Origin of the sequence: Hydrophilobacter chitinilyticus (genome assembly GCF_049860745.1) — a bacterium.
Classification (GTDB): domain Bacteria; phylum Pseudomonadota; class Gammaproteobacteria; order Burkholderiales; family Burkholderiaceae_C; genus Rhodoferax_B.
Genome location: NZ_CP187561.1, coordinates 1,804,176 through 1,827,872 on the forward strand (window position 1 = coordinate 1,804,176; position 23,697 = coordinate 1,827,872).

Annotated in this window: 23 protein-coding genes; 15 read left to right on the plus strand and 8 right to left on the minus strand. The window is 61.3% G+C overall.

The annotated features are described in order from the left end of the window. The first annotated feature begins 5 nt into the window (after positions 1 to 5). From ACPWMG_RS08095 to ACPWMG_RS08105, 3 genes are all read left to right on the plus strand, one after another. Positions 6 to 323, plus strand: coding sequence for a hypothetical protein (locus ACPWMG_RS08095; RefSeq protein WP_483304134.1), 318 nt, complete (start codon positions 6 to 8; stop codon positions 321 to 323). Then, entirely contained in the window at positions 320 to 1,165 is an 846-nt protein-coding gene (gene fdhD, locus ACPWMG_RS08100; protein WP_483304135.1) for a formate dehydrogenase accessory sulfurtransferase FdhD, read from the plus strand. Before ACPWMG_RS08095 ends, fdhD begins: the two co-directional genes overlap by 4 nt. A gap of 101 nt (positions 1,166 to 1,266) precedes the next feature. Then, positions 1,267 to 2,991: an alpha-amylase family glycosyl hydrolase gene (locus ACPWMG_RS08105; protein ID WP_483304136.1), complete on the plus strand. Its 1,725-nt coding sequence runs from the start codon at positions 1,267 to 1,269 to the stop codon at positions 2,989 to 2,991. 117 nt (positions 2,992 to 3,108) lie between these two features. Here ACPWMG_RS08105 and ACPWMG_RS08110 read toward each other — a convergent pair whose 3' ends face one another. Together ACPWMG_RS08110 and ACPWMG_RS08115 are read right to left on the minus strand one after the other, a co-directional pair. Beyond that, positions 3,109 to 4,047, minus strand: coding sequence for an SMP-30/gluconolactonase/LRE family protein (locus ACPWMG_RS08110; RefSeq protein WP_483304137.1), 939 nt, complete (start codon positions 4,045 to 4,047; stop codon positions 3,109 to 3,111). Between the two features lie 116 nt (positions 4,048 to 4,163). Continuing rightward, entirely contained in the window at positions 4,164 to 5,048 is an 885-nt protein-coding gene (locus tag ACPWMG_RS08115) for a LysR family transcriptional regulator (protein WP_483304138.1), read from the minus strand. Positions 5,049 to 5,113: 65 nt separating this feature from the next. Here ACPWMG_RS08115 and ACPWMG_RS08120 point away from each other — a divergent pair, with 65 nt between their 5' ends. Beyond that, a complete protein-coding gene (locus ACPWMG_RS08120; RefSeq protein WP_483305207.1) occupies positions 5,114 to 5,353 on the plus strand; it encodes a YjiS-like domain-containing protein in 240 nt (79 codons plus the stop codon). A 23-nt stretch (positions 5,354 to 5,376) separates the two neighbouring features. Here the strand turns inward: ACPWMG_RS08120 and ACPWMG_RS08125 are convergent, their stop codons facing one another. Beyond that, positions 5,377 to 6,321, minus strand: coding sequence for a DMT family transporter (locus ACPWMG_RS08125; RefSeq protein WP_483304139.1), 945 nt, complete (start codon positions 6,319 to 6,321; stop codon positions 5,377 to 5,379). A 413-nt stretch (positions 6,322 to 6,734) separates the two neighbouring features. Between ACPWMG_RS08125 and ACPWMG_RS08130 the strand changes: the two genes are divergently transcribed. Next, positions 6,735 to 8,318, plus strand: a complete 1,584-nt coding sequence (locus tag ACPWMG_RS08130) for a DUF1254 domain-containing protein (RefSeq protein WP_483304140.1) — start codon at positions 6,735 to 6,737, stop codon at positions 8,316 to 8,318. 3 nt (positions 8,319 to 8,321) lie between these two features. Beyond that, positions 8,322 to 8,870 (plus strand): phospholipase D family nuclease, encoded by a 549-nt coding sequence (locus tag ACPWMG_RS08135; RefSeq protein WP_483304141.1) that lies wholly within the window; start codon positions 8,322 to 8,324, stop codon positions 8,868 to 8,870. 52 nt (positions 8,871 to 8,922) lie between these two features. Here ACPWMG_RS08135 and ACPWMG_RS08140 read toward each other — a convergent pair whose 3' ends face one another. Beyond that, positions 8,923 to 11,019 (minus strand): beta strand repeat-containing protein, encoded by a 2,097-nt coding sequence (locus tag ACPWMG_RS08140; protein WP_483304142.1) that lies wholly within the window; start codon positions 11,017 to 11,019, stop codon positions 8,923 to 8,925. On the opposite strand from ACPWMG_RS08140, the gene ACPWMG_RS08145 reads away from it, so the two are divergent. Next, positions 11,018 to 11,203, plus strand: a complete 186-nt coding sequence (locus tag ACPWMG_RS08145) for a hypothetical protein (RefSeq protein ID WP_483304143.1) — start codon at positions 11,018 to 11,020, stop codon at positions 11,201 to 11,203. The genes ACPWMG_RS08140 and ACPWMG_RS08145 overlap by 2 nt on opposite strands. Positions 11,204 to 11,325: 122 nt before the next feature. After that, a complete protein-coding gene (locus tag ACPWMG_RS08150) occupies positions 11,326 to 11,715 on the plus strand; it encodes a hypothetical protein (RefSeq protein ID WP_483304144.1) in 390 nt (129 codons plus the stop codon). Between the two features lie 36 nt (positions 11,716 to 11,751). Here ACPWMG_RS08150 and ACPWMG_RS08155 read toward each other — a convergent pair whose 3' ends face one another. Further along, on the minus strand, positions 11,752 to 12,765 hold the full coding sequence (locus ACPWMG_RS08155) for a Bug family tripartite tricarboxylate transporter substrate binding protein (RefSeq protein ID WP_483304145.1): 1,014 nt from the start codon (positions 12,763 to 12,765) through the stop codon (positions 11,752 to 11,754). 2 nt (positions 12,766 to 12,767) lie between these two features. After that, positions 12,768 to 14,000, minus strand: coding sequence for a M20 aminoacylase family protein (locus ACPWMG_RS08160; RefSeq protein ID WP_483304146.1), 1,233 nt, complete (start codon positions 13,998 to 14,000; stop codon positions 12,768 to 12,770). 89 nt (positions 14,001 to 14,089) lie between these two features. Between ACPWMG_RS08160 and ACPWMG_RS08165 the strand changes: the two genes are divergently transcribed. Beyond that, entirely contained in the window at positions 14,090 to 14,983 is an 894-nt protein-coding gene (locus tag ACPWMG_RS08165; RefSeq protein ID WP_483304147.1) for a LysR substrate-binding domain-containing protein, read from the plus strand. A gap of 17 nt (positions 14,984 to 15,000) precedes the next feature. Here the strand turns inward: ACPWMG_RS08165 and ACPWMG_RS08170 are convergent, their stop codons facing one another. Further along, entirely contained in the window at positions 15,001 to 15,387 is a 387-nt protein-coding gene (locus ACPWMG_RS08170; RefSeq protein WP_483304148.1) for a YkvA family protein, read from the minus strand. Between the two features lie 27 nt (positions 15,388 to 15,414). Continuing rightward, the gene (locus tag ACPWMG_RS08175; RefSeq protein ID WP_483304149.1) at positions 15,415 to 16,368 is read right to left on the minus strand and encodes a LysR family transcriptional regulator; all 954 of its coding nucleotides are present in this window, start codon (positions 16,366 to 16,368) and stop codon (positions 15,415 to 15,417) included. Positions 16,369 to 16,749: 381 nt separating this feature from the next. Between ACPWMG_RS08175 and ACPWMG_RS08180 the strand changes: the two genes are divergently transcribed. The 6 genes from ACPWMG_RS08180 (at position 16,750) to darG (ending at position 23,559) form a co-directional block, all read left to right on the plus strand. After that, entirely contained in the window at positions 16,750 to 17,682 is a 933-nt protein-coding gene (locus tag ACPWMG_RS08180; protein ID WP_483304150.1) for a DMT family transporter, read from the plus strand. 77 nt (positions 17,683 to 17,759) lie between these two features. Next, on the plus strand, positions 17,760 to 20,279 hold the full coding sequence (locus ACPWMG_RS08185; RefSeq protein ID WP_483304151.1) for an ABC transporter permease: 2,520 nt from the start codon (positions 17,760 to 17,762) through the stop codon (positions 20,277 to 20,279). A gap of 76 nt (positions 20,280 to 20,355) precedes the next feature. Further along, complete coding sequence (locus ACPWMG_RS08190) at positions 20,356 to 21,138, plus strand: rhomboid family intramembrane serine protease (RefSeq protein WP_483304152.1); 783 nt, start codon at positions 20,356 to 20,358, stop codon at positions 21,136 to 21,138. An 83-nt stretch (positions 21,139 to 21,221) separates the two neighbouring features. After that, positions 21,222 to 21,632 (plus strand): group II truncated hemoglobin, encoded by a 411-nt coding sequence (locus ACPWMG_RS08195; protein ID WP_483304153.1) that lies wholly within the window; start codon positions 21,222 to 21,224, stop codon positions 21,630 to 21,632. A gap of 256 nt (positions 21,633 to 21,888) precedes the next feature. Next, positions 21,889 to 22,437, plus strand: a complete 549-nt coding sequence (locus tag ACPWMG_RS08200) for a DUF4433 domain-containing protein (RefSeq protein WP_483304154.1) — start codon at positions 21,889 to 21,891, stop codon at positions 22,435 to 22,437. A 3-nt stretch (positions 22,438 to 22,440) separates the two neighbouring features. Beyond that, positions 22,441 to 23,559, plus strand: coding sequence for a type II toxin-antitoxin system antitoxin DNA ADP-ribosyl glycohydrolase DarG (darG, locus tag ACPWMG_RS08205; RefSeq protein ID WP_483304155.1), 1,119 nt, complete (start codon positions 22,441 to 22,443; stop codon positions 23,557 to 23,559). The last annotated feature ends 138 nt before the right edge of the window (positions 23,560 to 23,697 follow it).

Consider the following 23,697-nt stretch of genomic DNA (forward strand, 5'->3'; position numbering starts at 1 on the left):
CGCGTATGGATCTATCGGCACAACCCGCACCCGCAAAACCTTTGCCCGACTGGGCCAATGACGTCTTGTCGCACGCCATTCTGGAAGTGCTGAACGAAACGCCTGGCCCCAAAGGCGTTTCCCTGCCACGCATGGGCAAAGCGCTGGGCTTGGGGGTAAGTGTGTTGTTGCGGCGCCTGCACTTGTTGAGTGCCGCGTCCATCGGTGGCCAGCCCGGCCCGGCCTGGGTGCGGGTGGAGCAACTCGATGAACGCTGGATTGCGCACCTCACCGATGCGGGCCGTGCGCAGTGGATGGTCTGGTCAACTGAAACCGGCGAATGAGCATGCCGCAGCACATTGAAAATGACGCGTGTGACGATGCACCATTGCCGCCACCCTTGGTGCGCGCGCCCGTAGAGGTGTTCGCCAATGGCGCCGCTGGCCTCACGCGTGACGACACCATCGCCGCCGAAGTGCCCGTGGCCCTGGTGTTCAACGGCATCTCACACGCCGTGATGATGGCCACACCACAAGACCTCTCCGCCTTCGCGCTTGGCTTTGCGCTGAGCGAAGGCTTGATCGACAGCACGGCCGATTGCCGAGGTATTGACGTGTTCACCGCAACCGACAGCGCCAGCTGCGAGGTGCAGTTGGAAATTTCAGCTGCGTGTTTTGCGCGTTTGAAAGAAAAGCGCCGCGCGCTCGCTGGCCGCACCGGCTGTGGTGTGTGTGGCATCGACAGTTTGGAGGCGCTGGACTTGGTACCGGAGACCGTGACGCGCCAACCGTGGCTCGACCAACTGGACGTGGCCACCGTGATTAAAGCCGTCAACGGTATGCAGTCCCTGCAGCGCTTGAATGCAGAAGCGGGCTCGTTACACGCCGCAGCTTGGGCGTCCCCCCATGGCGAGTTGCTGGCCTTGATGGAAGACGTGGGCCGCCACAACGCACTCGACAAACTCATCGGCCACCTGGCCGAGCAGAAACGCTTGGGCGAGCCGGGCTTCGTCGTCATGTCCAGCCGCGCTAGTTACGAGCTGGTGCGCAAGTGCGCGCGTATGGGCATCGGGGCTTTGGCCACAGTGTCGGCACCCACCTCGCTTGCGGTGCAGATTGCGCAGCAGGCGCAGATTCGGCTGTGGGGTTTGTGCCGTGGGCAACGGGCGGTACGCTACTCGGTGTAGTGTTGCGTGGCGCTTGAAACCGGCTACGAAGGGTTTCACTTTCCAACAGTCTTGTCACTTCTACCGCACCAGAATTGCCTCCACAACGAGGGAGACAATTCATGCACAAGCCACCGCATCGGGCGCCCGTTCGGGTATCACAAAAAATACTGCCTATCAGTGCCGCCATCGCGCTGATGTTGTTAGGGGGTTGCGCTTCAACGGTACCCACGGCGCCAACGCCAGGTCAAGACACCTACTACGGCACCACCGAACCCTTCGCCAGCGACGCCATCTACTTCGTGCTGACCGACCGCTTCGTTAACGGCGACCCTTCGAACGACCAGCTCAGCCAAGGCGGTAAACACCCGACGTTTGACCAACGCGTGCCCGGCCCCAACGGCGAGAGCGCCAACATCGGCTACCTGGGCGGCGACTTCAAAGGCATCGTTAATAACGCGCAATACATTCGTGACATGGGCTTTGGCGCGGTGTGGGTCACGCCCATCGTCGACAACCCCGATGAAGCCTTCACCGGCGGCACCCCGGTCAAGTGGGGCAGCATGTTTACCGACCAGGGCAAGACCGGGTACCACGGCTATTGGGGTGTTAACTTCTACCAACTGGACGAACACTTGCCCAGCCCCGGCTTGGACTTTGCGGGGCTCACCAGCACGCTGCGCAGCAATGGTTTGAAGGTGGTGCTCGATATCGTGACCAACCACGGCTCGCCGGCCTACACCATGCCAGTAGCGCAGCCCAAGTTCGGCCAGATCTTCGACAAAAATGGCAAACTGATTGCCGACCACCAGAACCTGGCGCCCGCCCAACTCGACCCCGAGCACCAACCCTTGCACCGCTTCTACAACAAGCAGGGCGGCTTGGCAGAACTGTCGGACAACAACGAAAACAACCCCGCCGTGCTCGATTATTTTGTGGGCGCTTACGAGCAGTGGATAGAGCAGGGCGCAGCCGCTTTCCGTGTGGACACCATCCGCTGGATGCCGCACAGCTTCTGGAAGAAGTTTGCCGACCGCATCCGCGCCAAGCATCCCGGCTTCTTCATGTTTGGGGAAGATTTTGATTTCGATGCCGCGTCCATTGCACCGCACAGCTGGGCGCACAACGGTGGCATCAGCGTGCTCGACTTTCCGCTGCGCGGCAAGATGGTGGAAGTGTTTGAAAAACCCGACAGCGACTACAGCTGGCTGCAAGGTCGCCTGTACCTGGAAGACGGCCCGTATGCCAACCCGTACGACCTGGTCACCTTCTACGACAACCACGACATGAAGCGCCTGAACGCCACCGACAACGGCTTCATCGACGCGAACAACTGGCTGTTCACCGCACGCGGCATTCCGGCGGTGTACTACGGCTCGGAAACCGGCTTCATGCGCGGCCGTGGCGAACATGCCGGCAACCGCAACTACTACGGCCAAGAGCGCATCGATGCAGCAGCCAACAGCCCCATCTACAGCAACCTCAAACGCATCGCCAACCTGCGCCGAACCTCACCCGCTTTGCAACGTGGGCTACAACTCGATGTGGCCTACAAAGGCAACACGGCGGTGTTCTACCGCGTCTACCAAAAAGACGGCGTGAACCAAACCGCGCTGGTGCTGCTGAACAAGGGCGACAAGGCCACCACGTTGCCTGTGCGCGATATGGAAGCCGGCAACTGGGTCGATGCTTTCTCGCAGCAAACCTACGCGATTGCCTCAGAGTTACAGGCCGAAGTGCCTGCCCACGGTGTGCGGGTGTTCTTGCTGAACCAGCCCATCACACGCGAAGACACGCGAGCGCGCCTGGCCGAGTTGATGTTGCGCAAGGCGCCGAATCCGAACTGAGAGCGCGGCCCACAACGTATCGAACACACAACTTCGTTTGGTATCTTTTTGATAGCTGTCTACGCTTAATCAGTAAGCGTAGACAGCATATTTTTCTTTAAGCCAACACTGCTGCGCTTAACCGCCCGGCGCACCCTGTGTGTTCACATACAAGGCATAAAGCGATTGCCCCGCCGCCATGAACAGCCGGTTGCGCGCTACGCCACCGAAGCACACATTGGCGCAGCGCTCGGGCAGGTGGATGTGGCCGATGGCCGTGCCATCGGGTGCAAAGATGCGCACGCCGTTGTGCTCGGGGCTCAGGCCCCAGCCGGCCCACAGGTTGCCGTCGACATCGCAGCGAAAGCCATCGGGTGTGGCGTTCGGGTCGCCGTCAAAAAACACTTCGTCGCGTGTGAGTTGTGTGCCGTCTTCGCTCACGTCAAACACGCGAATGCGGCGCGGCACGGTGCCCGACTCCACCACGTACAGGCGACGCTCGTCGGGTGAGAAACACAGGCCGTTGGGTCGCACCACCGCACTGGTGACCACGGTGGCTTGGCCAGTGTCCGGGTTGAGCCGGTAGACGTTGGTGGGCAACTCGGGTGTGGCGGGGCTGCCTTCGTAGTGGCCCAGAATGCCAAACGGTGGGTCGGTGAACCACACCGAGCCATCGGACTTCACCACCACGTCGTTAGGGGAGTTGAGGCGTTTGCCCTCGAAGCGATCCATCAGCACGGTTTGTGTGCCGTCGTATTCGGTGCGCACCACGCGGCGTTCGCCGTGTTCACACGTCACCAGGCGGCCTTGGCGGTCGCGGGTGTTGCCGTTGGCGTAGCCCGAGGGTTTGCGAAACTCGCTCACCGCGCCGGTGGACTCTTCCCACTTCAGCATGCGGTTGTTGGGAATGTCGCTCCACAACACATAACGCCCATCGCCAAACCACACCGGCCCCTCAGACCAGCGGCAGCCATGCGCCAGCCGCTCGATGGCGCTGGGCACGATGTGGTACTTGCGAAAGCGCGGGTCCAGTACTTCGATGGCCGGATCGGGGTAGGTTTGGCTGGGTTGCCACATGGTTGCGGTTCTGTGAGAAAAATGAAGCGGCCAGTATGCCCGTGCGGCGCGGGCCGTGCAGCCGGGATTGCCCGCCGTTCAGACGTTCTGTCCAGTCGGTCTACCGGCGTACCGATCTACCGAGCCGCTGGCTTCACCGCACGCAGGCACTTCATCACCTCGTTCAAGCCCTTGGTCAGGTGTTTGTCGCGCCGCACCACCATGCCCAACTGGCGTACCAGTCGGGGCCGCACCGGGGACGTGACGAGCGAGCCCATGCCACCCGGCTGCAGAGCCAGCCCCGGCAGGATGGACCAGCCCAGGCCAGCCGCCACCAGTTCCTTGATGGCTTCTACGCTGCCAAATGCCATGGCAGGTTTGCCTTGCACACCCGCAGCGGCAAACCAGGCGTTGGTGGTGCGCCGCGTGTTGCCACCCTCGTACAGCATCAGCGTTTTGTCTTGCAGAAAATGGGCGTCGGGCCCGCGCTTGGGCATGGGGCTGCCTTTGGGCGCCACCGCCAGCAGTTCGTCCTCGTAAAAGGGCTCCACTTCCAGTGAACGGCCTGCGGCGGGCAGGGTGACCACGGCCAGGTCGAGGGTGTTGGACTCCAGGTCGCGCAGGATCTGGTCGGTGTTGCCGATGCGAACGATGATTTCCAGCCCCGGCATGCGTTTCTTGGCGGCCGCAATCGCGCGCGGCAAGAGGTGGATGGAAGCCGTGCCGCCGCTGCCAATACGCACGCGGCCCACGGCGCCTTCCTTGTAGGGTGCCATGGCTTGCTCAGCCGTCTCACACTCCGCCAAGATGCGGCGCGCATGGTCCAGTAGTTCCGTGCCGGCCGGCGAGGGCTGTGCGCGGCGCCCCACACGTTCGATCAGCCGCACGCCCATGCGTTGCTCCAGCAGCTTGACCTGCAGGCTGACGGCGGGCTGCGTCAGCCCAGCCTTTTCTGCGGCGGCGGTGAAGCTACCCAGGTCCACCACGCTGACAAAGGCGGAGAGTTGGTCGAGGTTGAGCATGCAAAGAATTTCTTATGGATTGCATAGGCATCATAAGCTTCCTTGTTTGACTCGATTTTCTGATGATGCAACTGCCCGGCACGTGCCGGTGGTATGGATGCAGGAGTCAGATCGTGAGAGCAGCAGAAACAGGGCGTGTCGTCATCCGTGTGTGGCGACGAGGGCTGGCGGTGGCACGTCTTCTATTCAGCGTACGCGGAAGACGCGCCAGACTTGCGCGGCTGACGGACGCGCAACTCTTGGATGTTGGGCTCACGCGGGCGCAGGTGCATGACGACAATCCCAACGCCTGGTTTTGGGGATAGCGCCGGTGCAGGAAAAAGTGCGTTCAGCCTTCGCGCTGCGGCTTGGTCACCAGCCAGATGCCCAGGCTCACCAACACCAGAGCGATGCCATTGCTCAGCTTGAAAATCGGCTCGTGCAGGAACACCGCCGACAGCGCCACGCCGAACACCGGCACCATGAAGTTGAACGCGGTGATGGTGCTCACGCGGTTGTATTTCAGCAGCAGGCTCCAGATCGAAATCGACAGGGCCGACAGCAGCACCAGATAACCGAGGAGTGACGCCGAGGCCACGGTGAAGTTGTCAATCTTGCCGCCCAAGGCGTAGCCGATGGCCAGCAGCGCCGAGCCACCAAACACCAACTGGTAGCCCGTCATCACAAACGGGTCGACACCTTGCGAAACCCGCTTGCCGTAAATGCTGGCCGCCGCCAGGATGAACGCGGCCAGCACCACAAAGCCTTCACCCAGGAGCGTGAAGTCCCAGGCCATCAGGCTGCCGCTGCCTGCGCCCAGGTTCACCACCATCACGCCCAGAAAGCCGACGATGCAGCCGACGATCTTGGGGTAGGTGAGGCGGTCGTTGTGGTAGATGTAGTGGGCCAGCAGCACGCTGAAGAACGTGCCGGTGGCGTTCATGATCGAGCTTTTGGTGCCGGTGGCGTAGGCCAGGCCCACGTAAAAAATGGCGTATTGCAGCGTGGTCTGGGTCAGACCCAAAAGTGCGAATCGGCCGAGCGCGCGGCCTGACACACCGCCCTTCAATTTGCCGCTGATGCCGGCGTAGACCAGCAGCACCAAACCCGCCAGCACAAACCGCCAGCCCGCGAACACCAGCTTGGAGGGAATGTCGTGCGGCGCAATGCTGAAAAGCGCGTAGCCACCCTTGATGGCCGGGTACGAACTGCCCCACAGAAAACAGCAGAAGGTGGCAAGCAGGAAGACGATCTTGCGATCTGTCAAAAAAGCCGAAGAAGCAAGTTTGGACATGACGGTTTTTAAGAAGGCAGGGCGCCGTTTGGCAGTGCCATGTGCGCGCTGCACTGCGCGTGATGGAACACATGGCCAAGCGGAATCTGATGAGATGTGAAAACTGAAAGCGAGGGCCGGTTAGACCTTCTGGGGAAAAGCGGAGCCCCAGCCGATGTCTCGAATGAATTTTTGTGGTTATCGATAACATTTTAGGCTCGCATCGATACCGCACCTGCACGCTCGGAGACTGGTGCGTTGCCAGTCCATGCCAAGCGCAGAAGACGCAACGTATACTGAAATTCTGGGTTTCCCCAGGAGGCTGAGGACGTGCCTTGTGCGTCAAGGAATGCATATCTGCTGCACTGCGTTCTGCCTCTCTGTTCAGCGATTTCGAAGAGTGCCTAGTTCCGACGATTAACTTGGAGGACTTCATGAGCGAACGAGATGAACCGAAGAACGAACCGAGCCACGTGGCCAAATGGGGCCGACGCAATCTGTTGATTCGCGGCGCGACCCTCTCCGCCATTTCAACCGTGGGCACCGTGGCTGTCGTCACACCTACGGCTTCACGCGCGCAAACGGCGGCTTCCGGCCCGCAACCCCAGCCGCCAACTTCATCCTCGCAAACCGCGCTGTCGCCCGGCTGGGGGCGCGCATTGCCTCCCGGCCCCGATAGCCGAGTCAAAATCACCGAGGCCTATGCCGCCCATGTGGCCCGCGACACGTTCTTCTGGGCCTGGCCGCTGGTCAACATGTTCAACCGCCGCCTGGCGTTTTCCAAGATGACGGAAAACCGCTACGTGGGCCCTTTGCTGGAGGCGCCGCTCAACAGCCTCACGATGTTGACCGACTACGTCAACCCGACCGAGCGCAATGTGGCCTGCCCCAACCAGGATGTGGTGTACGGCCTGGGCATCATGGCGTTGGATGTGACGCCGGTGGTGGTGCAGGTACCGGATTTTGGTAGCCGCTTCTGGGTCTATCAAATCGTCGATCTGCGTACCGATAGCTTCGTCAAACTCGGCAAGATGCACGGCAGCACGCCGGGCTTTTATCTGATCGTCGGGCCCAACTGGAACGGCCCGATTCCGAAGGGCATCACGCAAGTTTTCCGCTCCACCAGCAACACGGCCTTGGTGGCGCCTCGCATCTTCCAGGACGACACGCCACAAGACAAACAAGCGATTCAGGGTGTGCTGACGGGCGTGGTGATGTACCCGCTGGCCAACTACGACGGGCGCCTGAAAAGCATGGATTGGCGCGCGCTGCCGAAGGTGGCTGGTGCGCCGCCGGGCGAAGAGGAAACACGTTGGGTACTACCTGAAAAATTCTTCGATGAGCTGCCCGCCGTGTTTGCCGATGCGCCACCGCTGCCCGGCGAAGAAGCACGTTATGCGCAGGTGCTGGCGGTGTTGGCCGCTGCCAAAGATAACCCGCAGTTGAAGCAGGTGATGGTGAACGCGGCGAAGGAGGCCGAAGAGGCCTTGGTGACCCCGCTGTTCCAGTTTCGAAACTATGGCCAGCAGTTGCCAGACTACTGGAGCACCATCTCCAACGAGTCTGCCTTTGGCACCGACTACTTCACCCGCACGGCGGTGGCCAAGTCCAACATTCTGGTGAACTCGCCCGACGAGACCAAGTACTTCTACCAAGACCTGGATGCCTCAGGCACACGGCTCAACAGCGCCAACCGCTATACCGTGACCTTTGCCAAAGGCGCCACGCCGCCGGTGAATGGGTTCTGGTCGCTGTCGATCTACAACGAGCACCATTTCTTTATCAACAATGCCATCAATCGTTTTTCAGTGGGCACTAAGAACAAGGACCTCAAGTTCGCAGCCGATGGCTCGCTCACGGTCTATGTGCAAGCCGAGGCGCCCACCGATCCCGTGCAGCGGGCCAACTGGTTGCCTGCACCGGCGGGTGGCTTCTCGCTCTACGTTCGGGCCTACTGGCCGAAAGCCGCCGCCATGGATGGCTCGTGGACGCCGCCGCCTGTGCTGCGTGGCGGCTGAAGCGTGAAGTCATTCCCATGCCTATTGCTGGCGGCGTTGCTCAGCGTGCCACTTCTGGCCCACGCCGAGCCGAGCGTGCAGGTGGGTTTTTCGCCTGAAGGCTCGGCACAAAAACTGGTGTTGGAGACGATTGGCAGCGCCAAGCAAAGCATCCAGATGATGGCCTACGCTTTCCAGGCCCCCGATATCACGCAGGCGCTGGTCGATGCCCAGAAGCGTGGCGTCGAGGTGCGCATCGTGGTCGACAAAAAGCGCAACCAAGGCAAGGCTAGCAAGGCCGCGATGGACTTCGTGACGCGCAATGGCGTGGCGCTGCGTACCAACGACCATTACCACATCCACCACGACAAGGTGATTATTGTGGACGGCAGCACGGTGGAAACCGGCTCGTTCAATTTCGCGCCGTCTGCCGAAAAGCTCAACTCTGAGAACGTGGTGGTCATGCGCGACATGCCAGACGTTGCGCGCCAGTATGTGGCGCATTGGCAGTCGCGCTGGGATCTGGGTAAACCTTATCCTGCAAAAGATCCCGCAACCGATTCCGCGCGCTGATCGGTCATGGCATGGCGGGGTTGCCGCCATCCATGCATCGCGCGCTCTTGGCTTACCGGTTTTTCTGCTGTTGATGGCGTGCCACGGCCACCATCATGGCCAAGGCCAACAAGACAAGCACCAGCGAACCAGGCTCTGGCACGTGTGCCACCAGCACGTCGGTGTAGGCGCCATCAAACGAGAAGGTGGCTTTGCCGCCGTTGATGAAGGTGTTGTTGATCAGCTCCAGGAAGTCGGCGTTGCCCGACAAGTCGCCCAGGAAGCGGAAGGCGTAGTCCCAGGCGTCGTCGCCCAGGAAGTTCAGCACCGATAGCGTTTTGCCTGCGGCGATGGTGCCCAAGCTGGCGAAGGTGAGCGACGAATCGCCCAGGTCAAAAATCGAGTCGTCCAGCAGCGAGAGGCTGGCGAAGGTCTGGCCATCCACGCCATTGGCGTCGACCAGCTGCAAGGCGCCGCCGTTCATCACCAGGCCGCTGTCGGCCGACAAACGGTTCACGCCGTCGAGCACCAGCGTGCCGCCGCTGACGGTGGTGGTGCCGCTGTAGGTGCTAGCGCCCGACAACGTCACCTTACCGCTTTGCACTTCCACGTTGTTGAAGTTGGAGATAGACCCGGCGTAGGCAAAGCTGTTGCCCGCACCTGCGCTCACCACCATCTTGTTGGTGCCACCCACGCCGCCGTTGATGTTGCCGAGGACAGACGCTTGCCCGCCGCTGATGTACAGGCTGTTGTTGCCCGCACCCATGTCGATGGCCAGGCCGCTACTGCTGCCGTTGATGGTGCCTGCGTTGGTGATGGTGTCGTTGTTCGCACCGGTCTTGACGGCCGCGTTCACCGTGCCGCCGCCCAGCAGCGTGGCTCCGGCGTTGTTGTTGATGGTGACGGTGTACGCGTTGGCGGCGCCCACCACCACGATGGCCGAGTCGCTGTCGCCACGGATCAAACCGCCCGCCTGGTTGGTGATGGTGGCGTTGGCGTAGATGCCTTCACGCGTGCCGGCCAAGGGACCGCTGGTGATGTCGTTGCCTGCAAGCGTGATGCCACGGCCCACGGCGTTGGTGTTGCCCGCGGCCACCAAACCTTCGATGGTGCCGGAGTTGATGATGGTGCCACCACCCACCGAAATACCTTCGCTGAAGGCTTTGCCATCGGCCGGTGCGCTCACGGCGTTGGTCGAGCGGATGATGCCGGTGTTGGTGATGTTGGCCACACCGTCGATGTCGACGCCGTCCCCATCCCCCGTCACTCCATTGCCGATGATGGTGCCGTGGTTGACCACGGTGGCCGTCTGGTTGGCCCCGAAGCCATCGAGATTGATACCCGAGCCATTGCTGCCTCGGATCACCGCATTGGCGGCGTTGTTGATGGTGACGTCGAACTTGGTGTCTGCGTCCGGGCCGCCCGTGATGCCGTGGCGCGCACCGTCGATCACACCCGAGCCGGTGTTGTTGACCGTGATGCCGGTGTTGGCCTGAAGATCTACACCGTCGCTGCTGCTGCCGGTGGTGGTGATCGACTGGATCTTGCCCGCGTTGTTGACCACGCCGTTCACGCCAGGGCGCACGGCGTCGGCCTCGTAAGCGGTCATCACGCCGGTGGCGAAGTTGTTGACGATGTTGCTGCCGGAAGCAATGGCGTTGAAATCGACCACCTGTGCACCGCCTGCTGAGGCGTTGAACGAGGTCATCTGGCCGTAGTTGTTCAGCGTGACGCTGGCGGGCGACTTAGCCATTTGCACCACGTCACCGTCGGCCGTCTTCATCACGGCTTTACTGTTGGTGGCGCTGCCGTTGTTGATGGTGAGGTTGCTCACGCCGGTGTTGTCGCGCACGGCGCGGCCGGTACCGGTCTGCGAAATCGTGCCTTGATTGTCCAGTGTGGCGTTGGCGCCGGTGATGGTGACGGCCACGGTCGAGCCGCTGACGATCAACGAGCCGGTGTCACTGACGCTGCCGCTTTGCCCCGAGCCGCTGCCCAGCGTCTGCGCGCCGGTGGTGGTGCCGACGATGGTGAACGGGCCGGCGTAAGCGGTGCTGATGCTCAGCGGCAGGCAGGCGATGGCAAACAGGCTGCTGGCTATAGCTTTGCGTGAACGTGAGTGAAAAGGCGCGCGCGAATGGGCGAAGAACTGAGACAAAGATGCCGACATGGGACAGATTCCGCTTCAAATGAACGCCATCCAAATCCGGATGCTTGAATGGCGGGGTGTGAAAAAACAGGACCTGCCGCTGGGCGCGGTGGCCGCATGCCTGTGCATCTTGAAGGCCCATTGCACTGTGTGCTTAGAGTTCAAGGCGGCGCGATTTGACTTGCCAAATATGACAAGCCTGTGAAGATGGGCTATGCCCAGGTTAGTGAGTCAAGTGCGCGGTGGCCGGTGATCGGTGGCGCGGCAGACTTGTTACGCTCGCGGGTTTGCGTTGCAGCCGCAGCGCTATGGCTTTATCTTTTTCTTATGCAAAAACCTCTAGCAGCGCTGGCGACGGCGGCCAGCGTTGTCATCGCCACGGCGCTGTGTGTGATCGCCTACCAGGGCATGCGGGCCCAGGGCACACCCGCGTTGTCGACCGGCTACCACACCGTGGCCCTGGTCAACGGCCAGGCCTTCTTTGGCCACATCGAATCGCTGGATGGCAACTACACCGTGCTGCGCGACGTGTTCTACATCCAGTCGCGGCAGAACCCAGACACCAAAGAAATCGCCAACGTGCTGATCAAGCGCGGAGGCGAAGCCCACGCGCCCGACCGCATGATCATCAACCGGCAACAGGTGTTGCTGATCGAGCCGGTGGGCGCGGATTCGAAAATTGCCAAGCTGATCGCCGAGCAATCTCAGGTGCGCTGATCGGAGCGCTAACGGGAGCGCTTTGCGGCAGCAGTTTTACAGCGGCTGCAAGTTGATGCTTTTGGCGATGGCGCGGAATTTAACGGTGTCTTCTTTCAGAAGTTTGTCGGCCTCATCCAGCGACTGTGGGCGCGCCGCTTCTGCGCCAATGGCGCCGAGCTGACGACGCACCTCCGGGTCTTGCAGCACCTCGACCAGCGCTTTGTTGAGCCGCACCACGATATCCTCTGGCGTACCTTTGCTCACCATCAGCCCTGCCCAGGTGGCGTGGTTGAAGTTTTTCAGGTTTTGGCCTTCACCCATGGCGGGCACGGCCGGGTCGAGCTTGCTGCGCGTGCTGCCCAGCCAGCCCACCATCTTCAGGCGGCCTTGGTCTTGCAGCCCGCGAAAGCTGGTGGCGTAGGGCAGGATCGCAAAGTCCACGTTGTTGCCGCCCATGTCTTGCGTTAACGGCGCCATGCCTTTGTAGGGAATGTGCGTGACCTGGATGTTGGTCTGCTGCGCCATGCTCTCGGTTAGCAGGTGGTACATCGAGCCCACACCCACACTGCCGTACGACAAGCCCTTGCTGCCCTGCGCCTTGGCATAGGCAATGAGATCGTCGGTCGACTGCACGGGCAGCCCCGGGCGGGCCACCAGCATCAGCGGATTCACCGTGACCTGGCTGATCATGCGGAAGTCTTCGGCCTTCAGCTTCACGGCCACGTTGGCCAGCGGGGCCAGAATCAATTCGTTGGGCGAGCCCAGGAACACCATGTAGCCGTCGGCCGGTGCGTTCAGCACCTTCTGCGCGGCCAATGCGCCGCTCACCCCGCCCAGGTTGTCGACGATTACCTGTTGGCCCAACGCGCGGCCGAGCGGCACGTTTAAAGCGCGTGCAATCGCATCCGACAATCCGCCCGCCGGGTAGGGCACGAGCAGTGTCACCAAGCGCGAGGGGTAGGGGTCTGCGGCCTGCGCGGAGCCGACACCTAGCGACAACGTGAGGGCTGTGGACAGCGCGGCAAGGGTAAGGGCGCGTCTGCGCGCTGCGTAAAGGGAAACGGGCATGCTCAACTCCTGGGGGTAGTAAAAAACGTTTGCGCCAACGCCACCCAGTACAGGGCACCGGGCCCCAGGTTGTGGTCGTTGAAGTCGTAGCTGGGGTTGTGCACGCTGCACGCGCCGCAGGGGCGCCCGTGGCTGTGCCCGTTGTCGCCGTTGCCAACGAAGAGATAGCAGCCGGGGCGCTGCCGCAGCATGTAGGCGAAGTCTTCGCTGGCGCACAGCGGTTCGGCGCCGGAGGTCACATGTGCATTGCCAAACAACGCCTGGGCCACGCCGAGTGCGAGCTGCGTTTCGGCCGAGGTGTTGACCAGCACGGGGTAGCCGCGCTCGTAGTCCACCTGGCACTGCAGGCCGAAGCTTTGTGCTTGACCAACGGCTACGGCGCGAATGCGCTGCTCCAGCAGCTCGCGTACATCGGGGGTGAGCGCACGCACGCTCAGTTCCAGTTCTGCGGTTTCGGGAATCACGTTGTAGGTCACGCCCGCTTGCAGGCGACCCACCGTCACCACCGCCGAGGCCAGCGGGTCGACGTTGCGCGCCACGATGCTTTGCAAGGCCATCACGGTGGAGGCTGCGGCCACCGTAGGGTCGGCTGCTAGATGCGGCATGGCGCCATGGCCGCCCCGGCCGTGGAAGGTGAGGGTGACCCGGTCTGAAGAGGCCATGAACGGCCCCTCGCGAAAGTAGAAGTTGCCCGCAGGCGCGCCGGGCAGGTTGTGCATGGCAAACACCGCATCGCACGGAAAGCGCTCAAACAGCCCTTCGTCGATCATGCGCTGCGCACCACCGGCGCCGCCCAACTCTTCGGCGGGTTGGAAGATCAGGTGCAGCGTGCCGTTCCAATCCGTGCCTTCACCGGGCAATTTTTCGCTGTGCAGTTTCGCCAGCGCTTGGGCCGCCCCCAGCAGCATGGTGGTGTGGCCGTCGTGGCCGCAGCCGTGCATCTTGCCGGGGACTTCACTCGCCCAGGGCAGGCCCGTGGCCTCTTGAATCGGCAGAGCGTCCATCTCGGCGCGCAGGCCCAGGCGCGGGCCCTGGCCATCACCAAACACCAGGGTGGCGACGAGGCCTGTTTCGGCCAGGCCGGTAGTGACTTCATAGCCCCACTCGCGCAGGCTGCGGGCCACCAGCGCACTGGTTTGCACTTCTTCAAAACCCAGCTCGGGTTGGCGGTGGATGGCGTGGCGCCATTGCGTCATGGCCTCGATGTCGATGTATTTGGAAAGCTTTGTGTGCATCCAAAAAATATAGGCGCTTGGCATGAACTCCAGAAGCCTGTATCTTTTCTGGGGTGACAACCAGAAGAAATCACTGACGTTTCTGTTCTATGAAAAACCATCAAATCAAGGCCTTCATCCAGGTGGCCGAAAGTGGCTCCATCCGCGCGGCGGCGCGCGCCATGTTCTTGAGCCAAAGTGCGCTCACCAAATCACTGCGCGAGCTGGAAGAGGACGTGGGCGCCGAGCTGCTGATGCGCAGCTACAAAGGCATTGAGTTCACGCCTGCGGGCAAGGTGGTCCTCTCGCATGCGCGCCTGGCTTTGTCGGTGCTCGACAAGGCGCGCGAAGAAGTGCGGCTGATCCGTGGCGGCTCGGGCGCGCGCGTGGCCGTGGCCACCACGCCACTGGTGGCGATCGATGCACTGCCCAAAGTGTGGAAGGCATTCGAGCGTTTGCAGCCCGATGCGCAGTTGTCGCTGAGCGAGGGCTTCTTGAGCAGCCTGATACCCGCGTTGCTCGAAGGCCGTTTGGACTTTGCCGTCGCCATTGCCGACCCGGCCGATCTGCCCTACGAATTGGTGTTTGAACCTTTGACCGAAGTCACCGCCTTGCCCGCTGGCCGCCGTGGCCACCCGCTGGCCAACGTGCGCACCTGGGAGGGGATGAAGGACGCGACGTGGGTGATGAACTTTTCTGCCGGCAGCCAGAGCGAAACACTGGTGAGTTGGCTACGCGAGAAAGGCTTGGCCGTGCCCAAAAAAATCGTCAACTGCGCCTCGCCCATGCTGATGGCCGAGTTGATGCGCCGCACCGACATGGTGGGCTTCTGCCCCGAGCCTCTGCTAAACGACAAAACCTACAGCGCCGGCGTGCAGCGCTTCCGCGTGCGCCCGCTGCCGCCGCCCATGGCGATGGGGCTGATCCAACTGCGTGGCGTGCCGTTGAGCAGCGCGGCCAAGCCGTTGGCGGCGTTGTTTGTGCGGCACTTCAAGGCGGGTTGAGCTGCAATAGTCTCAAGTCACGGTGCCCACCACCACCATGCTGCGGCGCCTGCAGACAGCCACAACGCCACGATGACAACCGCTCCGATCCAACTGCGTGGCTTGGCGCCCTTGGCCAACATCCACGCGTCAGCTTGCGCGCGCGATGCGGCTAGCACCTCCGGTGGCAACAGCCTGATGGCCAACCAGATCAGACCCGGCAGCAGCAAAACATCGTCCACATAGCCCAGCACGGGAATGAAGTCAGGAATCAGGTCGATCGGGCTCAACGCATAGGCCACCACAAACATCCCTAGCGCTTTGGCGTACCAGGGTGTTTGAGGGTGCTTGCCGGCAAACCACAGCGTCACGCCATCACGTTTGATGCGCTTGGCCCAGGCCTTCAAGGTGTGGCTGATGTTCACGGTGCTGTCGATAGATAGAGTAAGGCGTCACGCATTTTCGGCCCTATCCCACGGCGGCACCTCACCCATCACTTCCAGCATGAAATCAATGAGCGCCCGCACCTTGGGGCTGGGGAAGCGGCTCGGCAAATAGACGGCGTACAGCGTGTCGGCATCGGCCGGGCGGCCCACGGGTTGCCAGTCTTCCAGCAGGCTGACCAAACGCCCGGCGCGGATGTCGGCGCCCGCCGCGTAGGTAGGCAGTACGGCCAGACCCATGCCGGCGAGCGAGGCCACGCGCAAGGCTTCGCTGCTGTTGACGGTGAGGCCGCTTTCAAACCGCAGCGCGGACTGCACGTCGACCACTTCCTCGGTGCCTGTGACAAGGCTGCGAAAGCGCCATTGCGCGGGTGTGTGGGTGTAGCCGAAGGTGAGGCAGCGGTGGCGCGTGAGGTCGTCTAACGTGGTGGGCGTGCCGTGTTGTGCCAGGTAGGCGGGCGCGGCGCACAGGCGGTAGTGGATGGGCGCCAACCGGCGTGCCACCAGGCCGGGGCTGGGTGTGGATGTGAGGCGCAGCACCACGTCAAAACCTTCTTCGGCCAGTTCCACGTAGCGGTCGTTCAAACCCACCACCACGTGGAGTTGCGGGTGGCGCGCGCAGAAGGCGGCCATCAGCGCGGTGAACTGTGCGTTGCCAAATGCGGTGGAGGTGCTGAGCCGCAGCGTGCCTTGGGGCAGGGCCAGCCCACCGGCCACTTCGGCCTCCAGCGCCTGCGCTTCTTCGAGCATGCGTTGGGCGCGCTCGTAGACACGGCGGCCGTCGTCTGTGGGGCTCACGCTGCGTGTGGTGCGGTGCAGCAGCCGGGTGCCGAGCTGTTCTTCGAGGCGGTTCACCTGTTTGCTGACCGCCGACTTGGTGCTGCCCAAGCGCCGCGCGGCGCCCGAGAGGCTGCGCGCTTCGATCACGCGGGTGAAGGTGCTGAGGTCTTCCAGGCGGCCCATGTACTGGCTTTCGTGACGTTCGTTCTACTTTTGGAAACTCTGATGCGCCATTGTGGTGGATTGTGTCCAGCATCGCTAGTTTTTACAGTGGAGGCTTGTCAAGAACGTGTTCAAGGTCTTTTTGGGGGCGCGTTGCCCGTCCCAGAAGCGCCAGGCTAGGCGCGCGCCGCAAGCTGGGCTCTCTGCCCAGCGAGGACGCGCAACACCGCATGGCGCTTCTGGGGTGGGCAACCCGTAGGGCATGTACCCCAAACCGTGTCCCTCGGCGTTGCGCGCTTTGGTCATACGGACGTATGACCTGCAGCATGCGTCTTGATGGACACGGTTTGGGGTGCATGCGCGCCCCCAAAAAGACCTTGAACACGTTCTAAAGGAGTCGTCATGACCACATCAACCCATTGCCCGCCCACCTTTGCAAGTGCTGCGCCGCTGGCACCGTGGCTGCAAAAGTTTGCCGGTGCCAGCCTGCCGCTGACCTTCATCCTGCTGTGGAGTTCGGGCTATGTGGCGGGCAAGCTGGCGCTGCCGCATGTGGGGCCGTTCACTTTGCTGGTGTTGCGTTTTGGCTTGGCGGCTGTGGTGTTGGGCCTGGTGGCTTGGCTCACCCGCGCGCCGTGGCCCACCAAGCTGCGCGACTGGGGGCACCTGGCCGTGGTCGGCCTGTTGATGCAGGCGCTGCATTTTTCGGGCGTGTATTACGGCATGCGGCTAGGCGTGTCAGCCGGTGTGGCCGGCTTGTTGATCGGCATGATGCCGCTGGCCACCGCGCTGGGCGGGCACTTTCTGTTGGGCGAACGGGTGGGGCGCTGGCAAATGCTGGGGCTGGCGGGCGGCGTGTTGGGTGTGGCCCTGGTGATCGCTGGCAAATCATCCGCAGGTGGCGGTACCAGCTTGGCTGCAGTGGCGGTGACCTTTCTCGGCCTGCTGGGCTTGGTGGCCGGCACGCTGTACCAAAAGCGCTTTTGCGCCGGCATGGATTTGCGCAGCGGCGCCAGCGTGCAGATGGCTGTGGCCACACTGGCCGCTGCCGCGCTGGCCAGCCCGGCCGAGGGCTTTACCGTGCATTGGCATGGCGAGTTGGTGTTTGCCGTGTTGTGGCTCGGCCTGGTCAACTCGATTGGCGCGTTCAGTCTGCTGTTTGTGATGGTGCGGCGCGGCCAAGCGGGTCAGGTGGCGAGCTTGTTCTATTTGATTCCCGGCGTCTCGGCGCTGATGGGTTTTGCGCTGCTAGGGGAGCGTTTGTCGCTGCTGGCTGTGGGTGGTTTTGTGGTGTCAGCGATTGCCGTGTTGGCCTGCGTGCGTAAAGCTAAGTAGGTGTTATGGCTGACTAGCTTCGGGGTCTTGCAATTGGAAGTGGGCTTGCCTGCGGGATTACGCTAACGTACGCCCCCATGCAAACCTCTTTTTGGCGCCTGGGCTGGCGCACCCTGTGGCGCGACCTGCGCTCCGGTGAATTACGCCTGTTGATCGTGGCCGTGACCTTGGCCGTTGCGGCGCTGAGCGCGGTGGGCTTTTTTGCCGACCGGTTGCAAGGCGGCTTGCAGCGCGACGCACGCCAACTGCTGGGCGGCGACGTGGTGCTGGTGAGCGATAACCCGCCGCCAGAATCTTTCACCGCGCAAGCGCAGAGCCTGGGTTTGCAAACCATGCAAACGGCCACCTTCCCCACCATGGGCCGCGCGCCCGAGGCTTTGGGTGGTGCCGCCAAGCTGGTGGCGCTGAAGGTGGTGTCGCCGGGCTACCCGTTGCGCGGCTCGCTGCGTGTGGCCAACACGCCCGAGGCGGCAGCAGCCCCCACGCGCGATGTGCCTGCCGCCGGTGAGGCCTGGGTCGATGCACCCCTGCTCGAAACTTTGGGTTTGAAGATGGGCGACACGCTTTTGCTGGGCGACTCGCAATTCCGCGTGGCCCGTATCATCGTCATCGAGCCCGACCGTGGCAGCGGTTTCATGAGCTTTGCGCCGCGCGTGATGATCAACCAGAGCGACCTGACCGCCACCCAATTGGTGCAGCCCGCCAGCCGCCTCACCTACCGCCTGGCTGTGGCCGGTGCCGACCAGCCTGTGCAGCGCTACAGCACCTGGGCCATGGCCGAAGTGGCCAAGCCCGATGTGCACGGCATGCGCCTGGAATCGCTGGAAAGCGGCCGCCCCGAAATGCGCCAAACGCTGGAGCGCGCCAACAAATTCCTGAGCCTGGTGGCCTTGCTGTCGGCCCTGCTGAGCGCCGTGGCCGTGGCCCTGGCCGCACGCGGCTTTGCGGCCAAGCACCTGGACGATTGCGCCATGCTGCGCGTGCTGGGCCAAAGCCAGCGCACCATCGCCAGCGCTTACGCGTTTGAGTTTGTGCTGGTGGGCTTGTTTGCCAGCGCCTTGGGCGTGGCCATTGGTTTTGCCGTGCACTACGCCTTTGTGGCACTGCTGGCCGGGCTGGTCGATGCCACGTTGCCCGCCGCCACCTTGTGGCCCGTGGGCTTTGGCATTGGTGTGGGCTTGCTGTTGCTTGGCGCGTTTGGCCTGCCGCCGGTGTTGCAACTGGCGAGTGTGCCGCCGCTGCGCGTCATCCGCCGCGACCTGGGGGGCCTCAAGCCGGCTTCGGCTTTGGCCATGGGCGCTGGCGTGGCAGGCTTTGCCGCCTTGCTGCTGGCTGCCAGCAGCGACATCCAATTGGGGCTGATCGCCGTCGGCGGTTTTGCCGGCGCGGTGTTGGTGTTTGCCGGCCTGAGCTGGGTGGCGGTGAAGCTGCTGCGCGTGAGCGTGAACGAGGCTACCGCGCCGCGTTGGCTGGTGCTGGCCACGCGGCAGATCTCGGCGCGCCCGGCCTATGCCGTGGTGCAGGTCAGCGCGCTGGCCGTGGGCATGCTGGCCTTGCTGCTGCTGGTGATGCTGCGCACTGACCTGATCGACAGTTGGCGCAAGGCCACGCCGGCCGATGCGCCGAATCGCTTTGTCATCAACATCATGCCCGAGCAAAACGAGCCGTTTCAAAAAACGCTGCGCGACGCGGGGGTGCAGCGTTACGACTGGTACCCCATGTTCCGTGGCCGCCTGGTGGCCGTGAACGGCCAGGCCACGTCGCCCGACAACTACACCGACGACCGCGCCAAGCGCCTGGTCGACCGCGAGTTCAACCTGTCGAACGCGGCTGAAAAACCCGCGCACAACCTGCTGGTGGGCGGCGCCTGGAAGCCCGAAGAAAAAGACGCGCTGAGCGTGGAAGAGGGCATCGCCAAAACACTGGGCCTGAAGCTGGGTGACACGCTGCGCTTCGACATTGGCGGCCTCATCAGCGAAGGCCGCATCACCTCGCTGCGCAAGGTGGACTGGGGCTCCATGCACGCCAACTTCTTCGTCATGTTCCCGGTCAGCAGCCTGCCCGAAGTGCCCGTGACCTACATGACCGCCTACCGCGCGCCCGAGCTGCGCGGCTTTGACAACCAACTGGTGCGCACCTTCCCCAACGTCACCAATGTGGACTTGAGCACGGCGCTGGCGCAGGTACAACGTGTGCTCGACCAGGTGATTCGCGCGGTTGAATTTTTGTTCGGCTTCACCCTGGCTGCGGGCCTGGTGGTGCTGTTTGCCGCCGTGACCGCCACCCGCGAAGAACGCGCCCGCGAGTTCGCCATCATGCGGGCGCTGGGTGCCCCAAGCGCACTGCTGCGTCAGGTGCAGCGCGCCGAGCTGGCCGGTGTGGGCGTGCTCGCGGGTTTCCTGGCCAGCCTGGCCGCCATGGCCGTGGGCTGGGGCCTGGCGCGCTACGTGTTCGACTTCAGTTGGGGTGCTGCGCCGTGGGTGCCGCTGGCGGGCGCTTTAGCGGGTGCCGTGCTGGCGCTGTTGGCGGGCTGGTGGGGTCTGCGTGAAGTGTTGCAGCGGCCGGTGGTGCAAACACTTCGTAACGCAGCAGATTAGCCTGGCGCCACTTTGTCCCCTTTTTGTCGTGTCAGCCAAGCCAGAATGGCCGGCTTGAGCAGAAAGGGGTTGGGGTATGCAGGAGCAGGACGCTGTTGACGAGCGGCAGTTTCGCGAAGACTTTGAGGCTTTGGCTCCGCGCACTTGGGCGACCTACGCGCTGATCGCTGTCAATGTGATCGTTTGGGGCCTGATGGTGCTCAGCGGCGTTGACCCGTTTCATCCCACATCTGCGATGGTGTTGCGCTGGGGCGGCAACACCGCCTTCAACGTGCAGCACGGCGAATGGTGGCGCTTGCTCACCGCAACTTTCTTGCACAGTGGCGTGGAGCACCTGATGGTCAACATGATTGGCCTGTGGCTGGTGGGGCAGACGGCGGAGCGTATTTACGGGCACCGCTTGTTTTTGCTGGTCTATATCGGCGCTGCTTTGGTGGGCAGCGCATTCAGCCTGCATGTGGCGGCGTTGCGTGGGGTGTCGGTGGGGGCGTCGGGCGCGGTGTTTGGCATTGCAGGCGCTTTGCTGGTGGCGGTGTACGAGCACCGCGCCACGTTACCTAAAGTGTTCAGCAAAGAGATGTTTACCGGCATCGGTTTCTTCTTGGTGTATTCGCTGGTGCAGGGTTTTGCCAAGCCTGGCGTGGACAACGCGGCCCACGTCGGCGGTTTGCTCGCGGGCGTGGTCATGGCCATGGTCTTGCCTGTGCGCTTCAACATACTGCGCTTTGCGGCCCAAGTGCGCTCACGGGCTGTGGTGGCCGCGGCGTTGGCGGTATGCCTGGCGATGGCCTTGGCGCTCACAGCTCCTACGGCGCGAGTCGACCTGCAACGTACGTTGGTGAGAGACCATGCGCGCTAAACGGCGCATGTCGGGAAACTAAAATGCATAGCTGCGCACGCATATCCTGCATGCACCAGAGCCACTTTTTGCATTGAACCCCCATGGACATCCAAGAACCCAGCCCCACTGCTCAAACCACGCCCTTCGAATGGATCGGTGGTGAAGAACGCGTGAAGGCTTTGGTCGAGCGCTTCTACGACTTGATGGACTTGGAGCCCGGCTACAGCGACCTGCGTGCCGCGCATGGCCCTGGTCTGGACAATGCACGTCAACGTTTGTTCTGGTTCTTGTGTGGCTGGATGGGCGGCCCGTCGTACTACACCGACCAGTTTGGCCACCCACGCCTGCGCATGCGGCACATGCCGTTTTCCATTGGCATCAAAGAGCGCGACCAGTGGGTGGCGTGTATGGACCAGGCGATGGGCGAGACGGAAGTGCCCGAGGCGCTGCGTACGCGCTTGAAGCAAAGCTTTTTTCAGACGGCGGACTGGATGCGCAACAAGGGCGTGTAGGCCGCTTTCTCGGTAGTTGCCATGCGATGCAATTAACTGTATATTAAAACAGTGGTCGAGATGGCGTCACCAGAGATCCAAAGTAGATTGATATGAGTGGAAAATGATGAGTGCCGGGGAGGGGCGTGTATTTACTGTGTGCGCTTAATTTCGGAATTTGTCGCCGCACTCGATGGAACCCTATCGTGGCTGCCAAAAAAGATTCGAGGAGCTAAAAGCAACGATGGATCCTAGAGTTACCGAACTACAGTGCATCATGCCAGTCGACAATGTCGCGTCGGTTCTGCAGCACGGAATTTTGTCAAATGAGCAGTCAGCGAAGCTTCAACATAAAAGCGTTGCAATGCCAACGATGCAAGAGCGTCGAGACGTGAAGATTGTGCCTGGCGGGCTAAAGCTTCACCAATATGCCAACCTCTATTTCCACGCCCGAAATCCAATGCTTTCGGTGCGGCGAAACGAAGAAATTTGTGTCTTGAGGGTGTCCGTCCAAGTTTTAAAAATTCATGGAACCGTGATTACGGATCAAAATGCAGCGAGTAATTATGTTCGTTTCTATGCGCCTGAGCAATCGAGATTACTCAATTTCGATGATATTTATGCTCGGGATTGGATTCATCCAGAAGATCAGATAAGAGAGTGGCGCCACAAGTCACGTAAGTGCGCCGAAGTCCTTGTTCCGGGGCATGTGCCTTCAAACATGATCATTGGGGCATACGTAGTTGACGAAGTGACTCAAGAGAAATTGAACCACACAGGTTTCGCTCTACCGATTACGGTTAACGCAGATTTTTTCTTCAGGTAAATCATGGGTATGTTCAAGGCTCTTATTGGTGATCTTTTCAAAAGTAATGCCCAAACATTGGTTAATACGGTGAATTGCGTTGGCGTGATGGGTAAGGGTGTTGCGCTTGAGTTCAGGAAGCGTTTTCCAGACATGTTCGATGACTACGTGCATCGATGCGAACGCAAGTTAGTGCGATTAGGGGAACCATACATTTATGAGGATAAGAGCGGTGTTCGGATCCTAAACTTTCCTACTAAAGACCACTGGCGATCTGCGTCCCGTCTCCACGATATTGAAAAAGGTCTTGCACATGTAGCGAATAACTGTGAAGCGTGGGGGATCAAAAGCATTGCGATGCCGCCACTCGGTTGTGGAAATGGTGGCCTCGAATGGTCTGAAGTAGGGCCATTGATCTATCAGCGACTCTCCAGATTACCTATAGATGTTGAAGTTTTTGCTCCATATGGAACACCAAATTCAGAATTGAGGGACGAATTTTTAGCTTCTCCAACACAGCTTTCGCTAGAGGGTAAAGGGCGACGGATGGAGAAGATGAATCCTGGCTGGGTTGCGCTGATTGAAGTATTGAAAGAACTCGAAGATCAACCATACGCCCCTCCTGTTGGACGAACTATCTTTCAAAAAATTTGTTATGTCATTACTGAGTTAGGAGTGCCAACAGGGTTCGAGTTTGGTAAAGGAAGTTTTGGGCCATTCTCTGCAGACGTGAAACCTGCTCTACATGATTTCGCGAATAGGAATTGGGTACAAGAGAAACCGTTTGGGCGGATGGTTGCTCTCCACGTTGGAGATCAATTTTCAAAAGAGCGCAACAAGTTCGCAAGTGAGATTGAGCGGTACCGTAAGTCTATCGATAAGACCGTAGATTTATTCAGTCGCATCAAGGACACCGAGCAAGCGGAGGAGGTACTCACAGTCCTGTTTGCTAGTCGACAAGTAAAAAAGGGCGACAAGAACGCTGAGGTTGACGAGTTGCAGATATACGACTACATCCTCGATTGGAAGAAGGCTTGGAATCAACCAGAAAAACGTGCAGCGGTAGCCGACGCTGTGCGTAATTTAGCATTGTTGGGTTGGATCCGCGTCAAGCCAAGTGACTCGATGCTCGCATCTGTTTAGTTTTTTGACCGAATAAATGCTCGGAAGAAAACTGAGCGCTTTCTGAAGTTCATATTGTTTGAGTGACGCTTTCCTGCCAATCTATCTGCATTGCATGCAGAGCGGCTAGGGGGAACTGAGTAACACGATCAGCGCCCT